The organism is Pseudocolwellia antarctica (assembly GCF_049933045.1).
In the GTDB taxonomy this organism is placed as follows: Bacteria; Pseudomonadota; Gammaproteobacteria; order Enterobacterales; family Alteromonadaceae; genus Pseudocolwellia.
In genome coordinates, this window is the sequence record NZ_CP187926.1 from 2,760,056 (window position 1) to 2,777,089 (window position 17,034).

Below are 17,034 nucleotides of genomic sequence, written 5' to 3' on the forward strand. Positions count from 1 at the left end.
TGCCAAGATTATGGTTAGTTATGTTTTATAAATTATTTGAATTGCAGCTATGCTATTAACTATAAGCAGTATGCAATTTTAGCTGAAAGCCAGAAGGAGAAAGATTCATGCTCAATTGTTTTCAACAAAACAGGCACGATATGTTGCCAAACATCACCCACGATGATGCGTCACGTCAAGAGTTTGCCAAAAGCCTTAAAGGCTATATTCAACAATCTATGTTGCCAGGTTTACAGCCTATTTATGAAAATCGCGTAGCGAAAAACTTTGAACGTGAACATGGCAGAGCACCTGAGAATAGATTAGATATTCGTAAAGGCATGCTGCCTGATAATTACTTTCAACTTTATGCTTCGATTAACCGTATTTCTCAAGAGCTTTTATGGGAATCAACCAACGTAAGTATTGATAGAGAATTACCTGAGTTAATTGAAAAAGCTAAAAAGTATTCAGCAAGCTCTACAGGTCAATTAATTATCCCTGAAGGTTTTGTTCCACCTCGTTATGTAAGTGCATTAGATATTCACTGTATGCCAGGCGGTTATTGCTCTGAAGTTGCTAAAGATGATGTTGCTGCAGGTGTTTTGTATGACCGTGGCGTATACTTATATAGCATGGGTTATACAGGTCCTAACAATGACGATTTAGGTCGTTCTGTTTGTAACTATTTAAAACGTAATAAACCTGACTTTAAACCACTAAGAATTTTAGATATGGGCTGCACGGTTGGTCATTCTACTTTACCTTATCAAGAGTATTTTCCTGATGCTGAAATTTGGGGAATAGATGTTGGTGCTCCCGTTATTCGTTATGCACATGCGCGTGCAAAAGCGATGGGTCACGACATTAACTTTGCACAAATGAATGCAGAAGAAACCACATTTGAAGATGGTTATTTTGATTTAGTTGTTAGCCACATTATGTTGCATGAAACCAGTGCTGTCGCTATGCCTAAAATATTCAAAGAATGTGAAAGGTTATTAAAACCAGGCGGCTTAATGATCCATGCAGATTTACCTCCCTTCGATTTAATGGACCCTTTCACTCAATTTATTCTTGATAACGAAACCTGGTACAACAATGAACCGTTCTGGGGTGCTATGCGTGATATGGACCAAATTGAATTAGCTGAAAAAGCAGGATTCCCTCGTACTGAGGTACGTTTTGATACCGCACCAATGGCGGTAATGGAGTTTGCTGCAGCCGCAGCGGCTGGCTATGATGTTGATACTGCAGAAGCTGTTGCTGACCGTGACTTTACCGCAGGTGAGTTTGCACCAGGCGGTGGCTGGGAAGTACTTATTGCACAAAAACCTTTAACTAAAAAGGAGGTAGCGTAATGTCTGATTATACTGCTGATGATCGTCCACACGTAATACAAGACGCTAAAGGTAAACGCCCTCAGTTTTCTAATGATAAAGCCACAGATCAACTGATGTCTATGGTGATGGTACTCGCCAGCGAGCTTAATGTTTTACGTGACAGACTTGATTCTCAAGAACGTGTTGCCAAATTAAACGGCTTAGACCTAGCGGCTGGTATTGAAAAGTTAGAGCTTGATGAAGAAATATTGCAAGAACGCGAAGCATGGCGTCAAAGCTTTATGGGAAGATTGTTTTATGTGTCTCGTAAAGAAGCCAATGAAGCCGCGAACAATCAAACCACTAAAGGCTTTCATACCATCATTGAAGATATAGCGAAAAAATAACAACACACTTATGTTTATGTAAGAGCTGATTTTACAAAACATGATTGCCATATAAAGCCAGTTATCTTGATAACTGGCTTTTTTGTGGGTGATTGAAAACACTAGGGTCTGTATAAAGTCATCAATTCTTGAGATAATAAAATATAACCTCTAACCATAAGGTTTTTTATGAAATCTCCAAGCGACAAATTAATAAAAAAACACCAAGAACTTATTCATACAGATAATCTTAAGGTGATCTCTCATGTTCAGCGAGAAGATGATGATTGGTTTATTAATACTTTGATGTTTGAAAACATTAATGTGCCGTTCAAATATAAACGTAAAAAACTTTATAAGTCGTTAATCAATAACAGAGTTAATGTAACTTACTATGTGAGTAAAGAAGTAGTTGCTGGCTTTGAAATTGAAATAATGAACATCGTTAGAATAAAGGTAAGCTAACGTAAACAGTTTTAAATCACCTATAAAAGCCCTTAAAACCTATAGATGAAAGCATACTTAAAAGATCTGTTCTTAGATTATTTTATCAACATTTCTTGACCTTTGAGTCACTATCTTACATAAATAAGAATGTAAGATTTAATAACTATAAGAACTCAATAATAATAATTAAACAATAATAACTATATAATTTAACATAACGAGCCAACATTGCGTTGAGTTGTCCTTTGTTCGGAACCGTGGAAGGAGATTACGATGATACTAAATCATATATGGGGTTTGTACGCTCACCCTAAAGAAGAATGGCAGGTAATCGAGAAACGCCACGAAAGCTTACTTTATAGCTTAATTCATATTTGCACTATCGCTTTAATTCCTAGTATTTGTGGCTACTTTGCAGCAGCTCACATCGGCTGGACTATTGGTGTTGGCGACCCAATAAAACTCACTAATACAAATGCTATTGTTATGGCAGTGATATTTTATGTCACCTTAGTGATTGGTGTTGCAGCCCTCGCCTACTTAATACATTGGATGGCAAGAACCTTTGATTCATCGCCAGACTTCACTCAATCATTAGAACTAGCAGCTTATACAGCAACACCATTACTTATGGTGGGTATTGTCGCCTTGTACCCTGTTTTATGGTTTGTGGTACTTGCTTGTGTATGTGCCATGGCTTATTCGGTATACCTATTATATTCAGGAGTACCTATTATGATGAACATTCCTGAAGAAGAAGGCTTTATTTACGCGAGTTCTGTTGTTACCTGTGGCTTGGTATTACTTGTAGGTTTACTGGCTGCGATGATTATTCTGTTTGGTGTAGGTTTAGGTCCAGAGGTTTTACATATATTTAATTAATTAAAATAGAGTTTAAAGTAAATATTCACTGTAAAAATTGAATAACAGATATTAAAAAGGCACCTGAGGGTGCCTTTAGTATTTTACAAGAAAGTTAATCGCTAACTATTCGTCGGCACCTTCGTTGTACATATCAATAATAGATTCTGCATTTCGGTCAGAGTTTTCTTTTGTCTCATTATTTCTTAATGCATCAAGCTTGTCTAAATACGCTTGATTAATATCTTTGGTGATATATTGGCCATTGAAAACAGACGTATCAAACATTTTGATTTCTGGATTCGCTTTATTCACAGCAGACACTAAATCATCTATTGATTGGAATATAAGTTTATCTGCGCCAATTAAGTCACAAATGTCATCTAATTCACGACCATGTGCAATTAATTCATTAGCACTTGGCATATCAATACCGTAAACGTTAGGGAAACGTACTTCAGGAGCTGCTGAAGCGAAGTAAACCTTCTTAGCGCCTGATGCTCTAGCCATTTCAATAATCTGGCCAGAAGTCGTTCCACGAACAATAGAGTCATCTACAAGTAAAACGTTCTTACCTTTAAATTCAGCTTTGATCGCATTGAGTTTTTGACGAACAGATTTTTCACGTTGTTCTTGACCAGGCATGATAAACGTTCTGCCAATGTATCTGTTTTTAACGAAACCTTGACGGTATGGTACGTTTAACTGATGAGCAATTTCTAACGCTGAATCACATGAAGTTTCAGGAATTGGAATAACTACATCGATATCGATATCATCCCATTCTCTTACTATTTTCTCGCCTAATTTCTTACCCATTTCAACGCGTGATGCGTAAACTGAAACTTTATCCATGGTTGAATCTGGACGAGCAAAATAAACATATTCAAAAATACATGGGCAATACGTTGGGTTTTCAGCACATTGCTTGCTAAATAACTCGCCTGATTCTGTGAAGTAAATCGCTTCACCTGGAGCAACATCGCGCACAAATTCATAACCACAAGCATCAAGGGCAACACTTTCAGAAGCAACCATATACTCTAAGCCGCTTTCAGTTTCTCTTTTACCAAAAACTAAAGGGCGAATACCATTTGGATCGCGGAACGCTAACATACCATGGCCTATAACCAAGGCAACAGTTGCATAAGCTCCTCTTACTCTTTTATGTACGTTGCTAATCGCATTAAACATATCATCAGGAGTAAGTGCTAAACCCGTTGTACATTGCAGCTCATGAGCCAAAATATTCAACAATAGTTCAGAGTCAGACGTAGTATTTACGTGACGTCTCGCTTGAAGGTTTAACCAGCTTTTTAATTCATCAGCATTAGTTAAGTTACCATTATGAGCTAATGAAATTCCAAAAGGAGAATTAGCATAAAATGGTTGAGCTTCTGAAGAACTAGAAGATCCTGCAGTTGGGTATCTGATATGACCGATACCTATGCTTCCTTGTAGTCTCAACATATGGCGCGTGTGAAAAACATCTTTCACTAAGCCGTTACCTTTACGCAATCTGAATGTGTTGTTATTTATGGTAACAATACCTGCTGCGTCTTGGCCTCTATGTTGAAGAACCGTTAATCCATCATAGATTAATTGACTTACGTTACTTTTACCTACTATGCCAACAATACCACACATGAAATTATTCTCCGCCGATCTATGATTGTATTAAAAAACTTGATGACTGTTTAAGGTATTCAAAAAACCAAACAACAATCAATTTAAATTCTGGGATAAGTAATGAGTTAACCCACCACTCTGCCGATGCAGATGGGGTAAAGGCGTCTAATAAGAAGAGTATTGCACTAACGATTAATACACCTCTTAAAGCACCAAAAGCTAAACCTAATACGCGGTCTGTACCTGAAAGGCCTGTTTTACTAACAAGCTGGCCAACAACATAATTAATTAGAGCGCCAATGATTAGCGTAGAAACGAAAAGAATGGTTATAGCTGCTGCATTACGAAGGAATTGATCAGTAATATTTGAGAGATGCACAGCAAGATCTGTATAGAAGGTACTCGCAATAAAGAAAGCGCCGATCCAAATAACAACTGATACAGCTTCTTTAACGAAGCCACGGACTAAACTAACTAGCGTTGATATGCCTATTATTGCCAAGATGGCATAATCTACCCAAATCATCATTCGAATTTTCTCATTGATTAGAGGCGCGCATTCTACCAGATGCGAGCCAAATAAAGCTATTAATTTTGTTATTTAACCTGAACTTAGGGTGATGGATTTTGTAATCTATTGATTTATAAATATAAGAAAGTAAATATCAAAAAATTCACTTTCTGGTGCCTAGGACTAATCTCATAACGTTGCTATTAACTTGTATAATAAGGCGTTTTTCTTAATTAACTGTTGGCTATTAACAATAAAAACAACGATGTTAAACAGTTAAATACCTATATTAGGCATAATAACTTATCCAGAGTTCAGATTATTTAGTAGGATAAAAACGTGTAACTTTACCTTCAACATGAGTTAATTGTTTTAATGGATTTATTTTACTTTCTAGGGAAGACTTGCTGATATCAGGGCCTATAAATACTTTAGTTAAAACGCCGTTCTTTGTTTTAATAGGACGGGTAAACGTTGTATAGCCATGATATTTTAATTTTGCGACTAGGTCTGAAACATTCTTTTCATGTCGAAAGCTTCCTAGTTGGATCACCCAAGCTTCTTTAGCATCAATCTTTTTAGGAATAACGTTAATATCAGGTTTAGGTTCGGTTTTTTTAACTTCTTCACCTAATTGCTCAGGCTTTGCTAAAGTTTTTATTTTAACAATATCGGTAGTTAGCACAGGAGTCGTTAAGTTATCTTCAACGGTTTTATCTTCTTTATCCTCAGAAGCGAGTTGAAGTAGATTGTCTTGCTCTTCTTCGATCACCTCTTCTGACTTAAGCTCTATATCTTCTAACTTTTCAGTTGGAAAAGCTTTTACAGAGGTGTTAAGTTCAACTTGAGGTGATTGTGGAATATTTTCAAATTCTGCGTTGTATTTCTTTTTATTGCCGTCAAGAAAATCAGGAAGAAATATAATAGCTACAGCGGCTACAATCACAGTTCCAACTATTCGATTTTGAAAAGGTGTAGACAAACTAAACTCCTAAAATTGACAGATTATTGAAGGCTTACTCTTTAACAAGTAAGCGTCTTATTTCAGCTACGGTATAAAATGATCCGTAAACTAAAATCAAATCATCTGAATTTGCTACAGAACTCGCCATTTTAAATGCTTGAGTGACATTGTCAAAGCAATTAACTGATTCATTCGCGATGTTAAGTTTTTCACAAAGCTGTTGGGACGTTGCCCCTCTTCCAACATGTAAACTACCTAAAAACCAAGTATCAACATGTTCAATAAGTGGCGCTAATGCGTTCGTTATATCTTTATCGATTAGCATACCTGTTACAGCAAAAACTTTATTGTAGTTCATTTGCTTTAATTGGCTTGCTAAATATCGAGCGGCTTGTGGATTATGCCCAACATCGAGAATTACATCACAGTTTTCAACAAAACGTTCTGTACGCCCAGCAACTTTGGTCAGTTCAATAACATGATTAATTTTAGCTGCATCTAAATCAATGCCTAAAAGAGAAATAACCGTTAGTGCCGTGGCTACATTATCTATGGGGATATACGGTTTATTGAGTTGCTCATAAACGTCATTATGTAATGTAAAAGCCCACGTTGTACCATTTTGTTTTAAAGAGAATGCTTGTTCTCGGTATAACGCTTTTGCATTAATATTTAATGCATGAGTAATAATTGATTGTGGTGTATCTGTGTCACCCACAACAGCAAATGTATTGCTGCGCATGATGCCTGCTTTTTCAAAGCCGATTTTTTCTCTGGTATCACCTAAGAATTTCTGATGATCCAAATCAATAGTAGTTAAAACCGCAATATCACAATCAACCATATTGGTTGCGTCTAATCGTCCACCAAGACCAACTTCTAAAATAAGGTAGTCAGGTTTAGAGTCGCTCACAATAATTAAGGCGGCTAATGTGGTGTATTCATAATAGCTTAATGAAACATCAGCACGCGCTTGTTCAATTTTTTCAAAAGCATTCATTAATAATTGATCTTCTACATCAATTTTATTCATGCGCAGGCGTTCATTAAACTTTTCAATATGAGGTGAAGAATACACCGCAACTGAAGCATGCTCGTTCAGTAAAAAATTCTCTAAAAACGCACAGGTTGTACCTTTGCCATTTGTGCCAGCAACAGTAATAACTTTTGAAGCAGTTAAATCAATAGATAAGCGCTCAGCAACTTGCTTGGTACGAGTTAATCCCATATCAATTTCAGTAAAGTGAATGCTTTCGATATAAGAAAGCCACTCATCAAGAGTGGTTCTTAATGAGTGGCTTTTTAAATTTTCTTTCATGTATTTATTGCTAAATTCTTAAGAAGCTTTAGGGCTTTCGTATCCCATAAACTTAGCTAACATACGCGATAAAGTAGCACGCATTTCTCTACGGTCTACAATTAAATCTATCGCACCTTTTTCTTTTAAGAACTCACTACGTTGGAAACCTTCAGGTAGTTTCTCACGTACTGTTTGTTCGATAACTCGTGGGCCAGCAAAACCAATTAAGGCTTTAGGCTCAGCAACGTTAATGTCACCTAGCATAGCTAAACTTGCAGATACGCCACCCATTGTAGGGTCAGTAAGTACTGACACATAAGGTAAACCTTTTTCGCTCATTTTAGCTAAAGCAGCACTTGTTTTTGCCATTTGCATAAGAGAGAACAAGGCTTCTTGCATACGAGCACCACCACTTGCAGAAAAACATACAAACGGTAAGTTGTGTTCTAAACAGTATTCAACGCCTTTAACGAAACGCGCGCCAACAACTGAGGCCATTGAACCGCCTAAGAAAGCAAATTCAAATGCAGCAACTACAATAGGGGCGCCATTTAATTCGCCTTTCATTACAACTAAGGCATCTTTTTCACCTGTTGCTTTTTGTGCTGCTACAATGCGATCTTTATATTTTTTAGAATCTTTAAACTTTAAAATATCTTTCGCTTCAAACTCTTCGCCTAATTCAATTCTACCATCTGGGTCTAAAAAGCCGTCAATACGCTTTCTAGCACTAACTCTCATATGGTGGTCACATTTAGGACACACGAACATTTGACGTTCTAATTCAACTTTATATAGTACTGCATTACATTCAGTACACTTGCTCCATACACCTTCAGGAACGCCACGTTTTTGTGTAGCCTTAGAATTGGCTTTTGGGAGAATTTTTTCTATCCAGCTCATAATTTACATTGCCTATTGCACAAGGAAAGAGGATCAAATTGATTTAAAAAAAATCAAAACAATCGGAAATATTTTAATAATCTTATATAACCCATAATTAAAACATATTTTACCCTATTTTTAATACAAAAAATTACACTAATAGCGTAGTTTTTTTGTTTAAAGTGAAAGTTTCTTTACTTTAGGGGGATAGTTTTTGTTTCAGGTTAATAAATTTTTACACTAAGTTAAAAATAGCGGACCTAAATGTCGTTTAGGAATATCAAATTCTTCTGGGTAATCGACATCAACAAAATAAAGCCCAGCAGATGCAGCTGTCATTCCAGCAACACATCGATTTTGTGCATCAAGCACTTCTTTTATCCAAGAAACGGGACAATCACCCTGCCCAACTTCCATTAAAGAACCTGCAATATTTCTTACCATGTGATGTAGAAAAGCATTACCTTTTACATCAATAATTACATAGTTATTCAAACGAGTAACATTGATATGATACAAGGTTCTTATCGCTGAATGTGACTGACAATGCACTGTTCTATATGAAGTGAAGTCGTGTCGACCTACAAGAAGTTGTGCAGCTTGGTGCATTAAATTTTCATTTAACGGTTGATGACAAAAACTAATACCGTGATTTAATATAGCCGAACGCAATCTTGAATTATAAATAATATAACGATAGTTTCTTGCGGTTGCACTGAACCTAGCGTGAAATTCATCACTTACTGGTTTTACCCAAGTAACAGCTATGTCAGCAGGTAAATGAGTGTTTACACCTAATGTCCAAGCAACATCTTTACGAATTTGGTCAGTTTCAAAATGTACAACTTGATTGGTTGCATTGACACCCGTATCGGTTCGCCCAGCACAAATCACCTCAATAGGCTCATTGGCTATTTTAGATAACGCTTCTTCAACTCGTTGTTGAACACCAATACCGTTGTTCTGACGCTGCCAACCACAGTATCTGCTACCGTCGTATTCTATACCTAAAGCATATCGCATTAATTACTCCACTGTTTCGGGCGCGCATTGTCCTATATTTAGGCTCAAAATATCAATGTTATTTTCTAAGGACTGATCTTTCTAGGTGATTTTCTTAATCAGTTTGGCCTTTCTTATACCAACGAATTAATTCTTTTTGGTCTGCTGGTGGTTCTTGACCTTGTTTGATCATTTCAATCGCTTGCTCTGCTAATAAAGACTCAGCCTTTATTTCTATCTTTTCCAGCATATTATAAAACAAGACTCTTTCTTTTTCTGTTAATACACTTTCCAGCTCTTCTGAACGAGGTTCTAAGGCAGCAGTTAGTTCATGGTAAAGGTTTATTCCTGCTTCATTAAGGCTCAGGTTTTTAATGTTCTTACCAAATTTATCAGCTTCAATATCAATTAAATTTAATGAATGAAGTTTCTTAACAGCCCTACTCACAGTGTAAGAATCTAAACGTGATTGATAGGCTATATCTGCCGATTTAATTGGCATGTAGGAACCTATATTTAAGAGTACACGCATTTCTCTAGGCTCTAAATCGCACAAGCCACGAATTTTCCAATCACGGTTTAATGCCAATAAATTACTTACTACTGCAACACGAAATGGTAGATGAGCAGTTAAGTCTAAAGGGCTGTCAATTTTATTAGAAAGCGTAAAAGCTTTGTTTCTGGCTGAGGAAGAAATGCTGATATTCTCTATATAAATACATAAATCAAGATTAACATTTATCTATCTTAACTTGTACACGTTACCTCATATTTAAGCCCAAAATAACAAACAGACGCAATATAGTTATTGCATATGCAACATTGTATATTTATGCTAAGTTCACTCAAATAATAAACAATATGGATGGAGATAATTTATGCCTTTAGTTAAACCTTTAGCCTCAGATCATAATGAAGAAGTTGCTGAACTTGCTCGATTTTTTAATGAAACCTTAGGCTTTTGCCCGAATAGTGTTTTAACGATGCAACGCCGCCCTGCAATTGCTAAAGCATTTATTAGCCTAAACATGGCAGTAATGGCAAATGAAGGTCGTGTAACAGCAGAGCAAAAACGCTTAATTGGTTATATAACAAGTGCAAATACAGGTTGTCGTTACTGTGAAGCTCATACTATTTTAGCTGCTGAACGTTATGGCGGAACTGAAGAACGTTTAGCTAACATTTGGTCTTTCCGTGAAACTGATTTATACACTGCAGCTGAAAAAGCAGCCTTTGAATTTGCTTTAGCAGCATCAAGTGTACCTAATGCTGTAGATGATGTGATTTCTGCTGAAATAAATAAATATTGGGACGAAGGTGAAGTTGTTGAGATTTTAGGGGTTGTGGCTTTATTTGGTTATTTAAACCGTTGGAATGACTCTATGGGTACTACAATGGAAACTGGCGCAGTAGATGCTGGTGAACGATTATTATCTGAATCAACCTGGACTCGTGGCAAGCACGTATAGTTGATAGCTTCCTAATAGAATTGTAGGTAGGGGCTTAATTAACAACATTAAGTTCCGCTACTTACTTCTATTTCAATTTACGAGTTTTTCTCTTCTAAAAGTACAGATTCTTGTATAAATTGTGACTGACGACGACCAATCGTTTTGCTTTTTTGACGATTTAGTTGTCTTCTTCTTTGCATGCTTGTTAAGCGTTTTCTTGTATTAAATGACATATATAAGTTCTCCTTTTAAGCAGTCATTATGGGGATGATTTATGAACTATTTATGACATTCATAAATTAATTTCTAAAACAGTCAATGTTTTGAAATTAAGAATCGCTAGAAGTAATTGGAGAGGCAATTTCAGTTGAAGTGTCTTCTTCTGTGTTTTCTTGCGTTTCAAGTAATAACGGTTCTATTTCGATAGTTTCAAGCTCAAGTAGTTCTTCTGCATTTTGAGTCTGTTCAACCATCCAATCTAACGTATCATAGTAACGACGAATATTCTCAACATAATTAACAGGCTCATCACCACGCGCGTAACCATATCGAGTCGTTTTGTAGTATTTCTTTTGTTTTAATAACGGTAAACGTGATTTTACTTCAACCCAACGATCTGGGTCTCCACCTTGGCGCTCTGTTATTATTCTTGCATCATTTAAATGTCCAAAACCTACATTGTATGAAGCTAAAGCAAACCATAAACGATCTGGATATTGAATGCGATCAGGCATCTTATCTATCATTCTTTTAATATATTTAGCACCACCGCGAATACTTTGATCAGGATCTAATCGACTTTTAATGCCCATTTGCTTGGCGGTTGGTAAGGTCAACATCATCAAACCTCTAACACCTGTATGTGAGCGTGCTTTAGGATCCCAATGAGATTCTTGATAACTGATAGCGGCTAATAATTTCCAATCAACGTTTTGACCATGCTTCTCAAAAATAGGCTGAAACTCAGGAAGAGTATCTTCAATCGCTTTAATAAACATACGCGTATCAACGTAGTTGAACTGTTCTATATGTCCGTAATACTTATCGTCTAACGCTAATAAACTACCGTCATGATGAATTTCACCAAAAAACTCAACTAAACTGGCTAATATTGATGTGTCATTTTCTTTACTGACTAACCAAGACAATGACTCTGATTCTTTAATTGTAAAACCGATACTAATTTCAGGATAATAACGACGGCTAATAGCTAGCGCATTACTGTCTATTACGGTGTAATCAATTTCGTCTTCTAATACTTTAAGTAGTAATTCTTCAGCGTCTAACTCTGAGCTTTCTTGCCAAGACAAACTGTCGTTGGTTAACTTAAGTTTAGCTAGATTTTCTGCGTGGCTTGTTCTTGCTGTAACGACAAGTTTCCCTGTTAACGCATCTAATGTTCTTGGTCGAATATTTCCCTGTTTAAACACAAGTTTTTGGCTAACGTTATCGTAGCTTGGTGCAACACTATATTCTTGCAAACGTTTATTCGTTACCGCTAAACCTGCAGCTAAAAAATCAACATCACCAGAATCAAGTTTGGGAAATAAATCATCTAAATGGTAGGCAGGTACAACAACTAAATCTACACCTAAGTAATCAGCATACTGTCTGGCAAGTTCATATTCAAAGCCCGTTGGACCCTCGGCTTCAATATAATAACTTGTTGCTCCGTATAACGTCCCTACTGTCACGTAACCACGATCGATGATCCTTTGAAGACCAGAGACTTGGTTAACAGGCTGACAACCTAATAAAAATACTGAACACAATAAGATATACCTTATTGAATACAATATATTATAAGACGATTTTCGTAGTTTATTTTTCATATCCTCATATTGTGTCGTTATTTACACTATTTCGCAAAGATCTTTTTAATAAAATATATAGTCATTAGAATTTAGTTATTGATTACATTAAGATTATTGATTTACAGACTGTGTTTTTACAACTATTTAAAAAACAGATATGCAAGGTTACGCGCTTATTAACGTTTGATTTCGAACAACAAGCTTACATAACTAATTTTTAATGTTAATTATAGGTGCTGATGCCCTCATTAAATTACATAGCGTGAATTGCTATCGAATTATCTCAAATGAAATGAAGCAAACGAACCATAAAACCTGAGCATTCGGTCAAGTTTACCACCCTTATTTTTGCCTTTTAAGTGCTACTGATTGCTGTATCTTAAATTGATTTAAGTATATACTACGCGCGCTTTTTTCCTTATTAATCTAACCCGGTGAAATAGACTATGTCGATGTTGATGAAAACCCTTCGCGGCGCTCCTGCACTCTCTGAATTTAAAGTAAAAAAATTACTTATCCAATGTGCTGAGCTATCTCTTCCTGTTACGGATATCTATGCAGAATACACTCACTTTGCTCATATATCTGAAGAACTATCTAGCGAAGAATCACATGTTTTACAGGAGCTTCTGAAATACGGACCAACTATTGAAACACATGAACCTGTAGGTAACTTTTTATTAGTTACACCACGTCCTGGTACTATTTCTCCATGGTCTTCAAAATCGACGGATATTGCTCATAACTGTGGATTAAATAAGGTTGTTCGTTTAGAGCGCGGGATGGCTTATTACATCACTGCTGAAGCACTATCTAACGAGCAGCAAGTTCAATTAAATAACTTAATTCATGATCGCATGATGGAAGCTGTGTATTCAGAAATGGAACAAGCTACCTTATTATTTGCTACGGCTGAGCCAGGCGAATTATCTTCAATCGACATTATGAATGGCGGTAAAGGCGCATTAGTTGATGCAAACATCAACCTAGGTTTAGCCCTTGCTGAAGATGAAGTTAACTACTTATTCGAAAACTTTACTAAATTAGGTCGCAACCCTAACGACATCGAGCTTTACATGTTTGCTCAAGCAAACTCTGAGCATTGTCGTCATAAAATATTCAATGCAGACTGGACAATAGATGGTGTAAAACAGCCAAAATCATTGTTCAAGATGATCAGAAATACACACGAATTAAATGCTGATTTTGTATTAAGCGCATACTCAGATAATGCTGCAGTTATGGTAGGTAATAAAGGCGGACGCTTCTTCCCTGATCCAAAAACGAATGAATATAGTTACCACCATGAAGACATTCAAATATTAATGAAGGTTGAAACACATAATCATCCTACCGCTATTTCTCCTTACCCTGGTGCAGCAACAGGTAGTGGTGGTGAAATTCGTGATGAAGGCGCTACAGGTATTGGTTCAAAACCGAAAGCAGGTTTAGTGGGTTTTTCAGTTTCAAACTTACGTATTCCTAACTTTGAACAACCGTGGGAAACAGACTTCGGCAAACCATCGCGTATTGTTTCTGCATTAGATATTATGCTTGAAGGCCCATTAGGCGGCGCTGCATTTAACAATGAATTTGGTCGCCCTGCTATTTTAGGTTACTTCCGTACTTATGAAGAAGAAGTAAACTCGTTTAACGGAACAGAAGTTCGCGGTTACCATAAACCTATAATGCTTGCTGGTGGTTTAGGTAATATTCGTGACGAGCACGTACAAAAAGGCGACATTATTGTTGGCGCTAACTTAATCGCATTAGGTGGCCCAGCAATGAACATAGGTTTAGGTGGCGGTGCAGCTTCATCAATGGCTTCGGGTCAATCAGCTGAAAGCTTAGATTTTGCTTCAGTACAACGTGAAAACCCAGAAATGGAACGTCGTTGCCAAGAAGTTATTGATAAGTGTTGGCAGTTAGGTGATGAAAACCCTATTTTATTTATTCATGATGTAGGTGCTGGTGGTTTATCTAACGCATTTCCTGAACTAGTTTCTGATGGCGGTCGTGGTGGTGTATTTGAATTACGTAATGTACCAAACGATGAACGCAGCATGGCACCTCATGAAATTTGGTGTAATGAATCACAAGAGCGTTATGTATTAGCTGTTTCTGATGAGCAGTTAGCTCAATTCACAATGATTTGTGAACGTGAACGTGCTCCATTTGCTGTTGTGGGTAGAGCCACTGAAGAAGAACATTTAACCGTTACCGATTCTCACTTTGCTGATGTTGATAACTTAAAAACACCTATCGATTTACCATTAGAAGTACTTTTAGGCAAAACACCTAAAATTATTAAAGATGTTAAAACAGCAACGGCGGTTGGTGATGAATTAACGTTAAGCAATGTAACACTTGAAGATGCTGCAGAACGTATTTTAACGTTACCAACGGTTGCTGAAAAAACCTTCCTGATTACCATTGGAGATAGATCGGTAACGGGTATGGTTAACAGAGATCAAATGGTTGGTCCTTGGCAAGTTCCTGTAGCTGACTGTGGTGTTACTGCGTCGGCTCTTGATTCTTACCACGGTGAAGCTATGTCATTAGGTGAACGTACACCTGTTGCTCTATTAAACTTTGGTGCTTCAGCTCGCTTAGCTGTAGCGGAGTCTTTAACCAACATTGCATGTGCTAATATTGCTGGTTCTGATGGAAATAAATTAAACCGTATCAAACTTTCTGCAAACTGGATGTCTCCAGCGGGTCACCCTGGTGAAGATGCTGGTTTATACGAAGCAGTTAAAGCCATTGGTGAAGAGTTATGTCCTGTATTAGGATTAACGATTCCAGTGGGTAAAGACTCAATGTCGATGAAAACAAAGTGGGAAGATGATGGTGTTGAGAAATCAGTAACCTCTCCGCTTTCTTTGGTCATTACAGCCTTTGGTGTTGTAGAAGACATTCGTAAAACAGTTACACCAGAACTTCGCACAGATAAAGGTGAAACAGTACTTATTGCTATCGACTTATCAAAAGGTAAGAATCGTTTAGGTGGTTCTTGTTTAGCACAAGTTTACAAGCAATTAGGTACTGAAACGCCAGACGTAGATAGTCCAGAAACATTAAAAGGTTTCTTTAACGCGATTCAAACATTAGTTGCGCAAGAAAAGTTAATCGCTTATCACGATAGATCTGACGGAGGTTTATTTACAACCGTTACAGAAATGGCATTTGCTGGTCATACGGGTGTTGATATTGATCTATCTTCACTTAAAGGGAATGATTTAGACGTGCTATTTAACGAAGAGTTAGGTGCAGTCATTCAAGTACGCGAAAGTGATTTAGCTGCTATTAACGCTGTATTTACAGAACATAATATTGCAGATTGTTGTTCAACTATTGGTGCTTTAAATAACGAAGATACTATTCGCTTTACTCGTGATGGCGAAGAAGTATTAGCTAACACTCGTACTTATTACCGTACACTTTGGGCACAAACCACATTCAAGATGCAATCATTACGTGATAACCCTGAATGTGCTCAACAAGAACACGACGTTAAATTTGATACTGAAGATCCAGGCTTAAACGCTGAACTGACGTTTGATATTAACGAAGACATTGTTGCTCACTTAATTGCGCAAGACGCGGTTAACAATAGTAACCCTAAGATTGCAATTTTACGTGAGCAAGGTGTTAACTCTCATGTTGAAATGGCAGCTGCATTTGACCGTGCTGGTTTTGTTGCAATTGACGTTCATATGTCTGACATTTTAGCAGGCAGAACAGACTTAGCTGACTTTAACGGCTTGGTGGCTTGTGGCGGTTTTTCTTACGGTGATGTTTTAGGTGCTGGTGAAGGTTGGGCAAAATCAATTTTATTCAACCCGAATGCTCGCGAAATGTTTAAAACATTCTTCCACCGTGAAGACACATTCAGTTTAGGTGTGTGTAATGGTTGTCAGATGTTATCAAACCTTAAAGAAATCATCCCAGGTTCAGAAGCATGGCCACGTTTTGTGCAAAACAAATCAGAACGTTTTGAAGCACGTTTCAGTTTAGTTGAAATTCAAGAAAGCCCTTCAATCTTCTTCAAAGGAATGGAAGGTTCAAGAATGCCTATCGCGGTTTCACATGGTGAAGGACACGCAGAGTTTGCTTCTGATGACGCAATTGATACTGCTAACGAGTCGGGCACAGTTGCTATTCGTTACGTAGATAACTACGGACATGTAACTGAAACATACCCTGCAAACCCTAACGGTTCTCCAGATGGTATTACGTCACTTACAACAACTGATGGTCGTGTAACGATTATGATGCCGCATCCTGAGCGTGTATTTAGAACGGTAGCCAACTCGTGGCATCCAGACGAATGGCAAGAAGATTCACCGTGGGTAAGAATGTTCCGTAATGCGCGTAAGTTCATTGGTTAATAAGTGATGATGTAATGAGTATGTAAACTACTTGTTCTTTGATACTCTATCTTCAAATACAAAAAAGGCGTCTTATGTTTTCATAAGACGCC

Annotated in this window: 15 protein-coding genes; 6 read left to right on the plus strand and 9 right to left on the minus strand. The window is 37.1% G+C overall.

Translation table 11 applies throughout. From position 1 onward, the window contains the following. Window positions 1-107: 107 nt before the first annotated feature. The 4 genes from ACPUVN_RS11935 (at window position 108) to ACPUVN_RS11950 (ending at window position 3,016) form a co-directional block, all read left to right on the plus strand. Window positions 108-1,340, plus strand: coding sequence for a class I SAM-dependent methyltransferase (locus ACPUVN_RS11935; RefSeq protein WP_426360104.1), 1,233 nt, complete (start codon window positions 108-110; stop codon window positions 1,338-1,340). Next, window positions 1,340-1,708 (plus strand): hypothetical protein, encoded by a 369-nt coding sequence (locus tag ACPUVN_RS11940; protein WP_426369165.1) that lies wholly within the window; start codon window positions 1,340-1,342, stop codon window positions 1,706-1,708. Before ACPUVN_RS11935 ends, ACPUVN_RS11940 begins: the two co-directional genes overlap by 1 nt. Window positions 1,709-1,876: 168 nt before the next feature. Further along, complete coding sequence (locus ACPUVN_RS11945) at window positions 1,877-2,152, plus strand: hypothetical protein (protein ID WP_426360102.1); 276 nt, start codon at window positions 1,877-1,879, stop codon at window positions 2,150-2,152. 255 nt (window positions 2,153-2,407) lie between these two features. Further along, window positions 2,408-3,016, plus strand: a complete 609-nt coding sequence (locus tag ACPUVN_RS11950; RefSeq protein WP_426360101.1) for a Yip1 family protein — start codon at window positions 2,408-2,410, stop codon at window positions 3,014-3,016. A 105-nt stretch (window positions 3,017-3,121) separates the two neighbouring features. Here ACPUVN_RS11950 and purF read toward each other — a convergent pair whose 3' ends face one another. The 7 genes from purF to ACPUVN_RS11985 form a co-directional block, all read right to left on the minus strand. Beyond that, window positions 3,122-4,642 (minus strand): amidophosphoribosyltransferase, encoded by a 1,521-nt coding sequence (gene purF / locus ACPUVN_RS11955; RefSeq protein WP_426360100.1) that lies wholly within the window; start codon window positions 4,640-4,642, stop codon window positions 3,122-3,124. A gap of 19 nt (window positions 4,643-4,661) precedes the next feature. Beyond that, a complete protein-coding gene (locus ACPUVN_RS11960) occupies window positions 4,662-5,150 on the minus strand; it encodes a CvpA family protein (protein ID WP_426360545.1) in 489 nt (162 codons plus the stop codon). A gap of 304 nt (window positions 5,151-5,454) precedes the next feature. Continuing rightward, complete coding sequence (locus ACPUVN_RS11965) at window positions 5,455-6,117, minus strand: SPOR domain-containing protein (protein ID WP_426360099.1); 663 nt, start codon at window positions 6,115-6,117, stop codon at window positions 5,455-5,457. A 34-nt stretch (window positions 6,118-6,151) separates the two neighbouring features. After that, window positions 6,152-7,417 carry a bifunctional tetrahydrofolate synthase/dihydrofolate synthase gene (folC, locus tag ACPUVN_RS11970; protein ID WP_426369166.1) on the minus strand — a complete coding sequence of 422 codons (1,266 nt, stop codon included), beginning with the start codon at window positions 7,415-7,417 and terminating at the stop codon, window positions 6,152-6,154. 18 nt (window positions 7,418-7,435) lie between these two features. Continuing rightward, window positions 7,436-8,302, minus strand: a complete 867-nt coding sequence (gene accD, locus ACPUVN_RS11975; RefSeq protein WP_426369167.1) for an acetyl-CoA carboxylase, carboxyltransferase subunit beta — start codon at window positions 8,300-8,302, stop codon at window positions 7,436-7,438. A 222-nt stretch (window positions 8,303-8,524) separates the two neighbouring features. After that, window positions 8,525-9,307: a tRNA pseudouridine(38-40) synthase TruA gene (truA, locus tag ACPUVN_RS11980; protein WP_426369168.1), complete on the minus strand. Its 783-nt coding sequence runs from the start codon at window positions 9,305-9,307 to the stop codon at window positions 8,525-8,527. Window positions 9,308-9,401: 94 nt separating this feature from the next. Continuing rightward, window positions 9,402-9,875: a MarR family winged helix-turn-helix transcriptional regulator gene (locus ACPUVN_RS11985; RefSeq protein ID WP_426360095.1), complete on the minus strand. Its 474-nt coding sequence runs from the start codon at window positions 9,873-9,875 to the stop codon at window positions 9,402-9,404. Window positions 9,876-10,164: 289 nt separating this feature from the next. On the opposite strand from ACPUVN_RS11985, the gene ACPUVN_RS11990 reads away from it, so the two are divergent. Then, window positions 10,165-10,755 carry a carboxymuconolactone decarboxylase family protein gene (locus ACPUVN_RS11990; protein ID WP_426369169.1) on the plus strand — a complete coding sequence of 197 codons (591 nt, stop codon included), beginning with the start codon at window positions 10,165-10,167 and terminating at the stop codon, window positions 10,753-10,755. Window positions 10,756-10,832: 77 nt separating this feature from the next. Here ACPUVN_RS11990 and ACPUVN_RS11995 read toward each other — a convergent pair whose 3' ends face one another. Then, entirely contained in the window at window positions 10,833-10,970 is a 138-nt protein-coding gene (locus ACPUVN_RS11995) for a hypothetical protein (RefSeq protein WP_426369170.1), read from the minus strand. Window positions 10,971-11,066: 96 nt separating this feature from the next. Then, window positions 11,067-12,569, minus strand: coding sequence for a membrane-bound lytic murein transglycosylase MltF (gene mltF / locus ACPUVN_RS12000; protein WP_426369171.1), 1,503 nt, complete (start codon window positions 12,567-12,569; stop codon window positions 11,067-11,069). A gap of 440 nt (window positions 12,570-13,009) precedes the next feature. On the opposite strand from mltF, the gene purL reads away from it, so the two are divergent. Then, entirely contained in the window at window positions 13,010-16,942 is a 3,933-nt protein-coding gene (purL, locus tag ACPUVN_RS12005) for a phosphoribosylformylglycinamidine synthase (RefSeq protein WP_426369172.1), read from the plus strand. Window positions 16,943-17,034 lie beyond the last annotated feature (92 nt).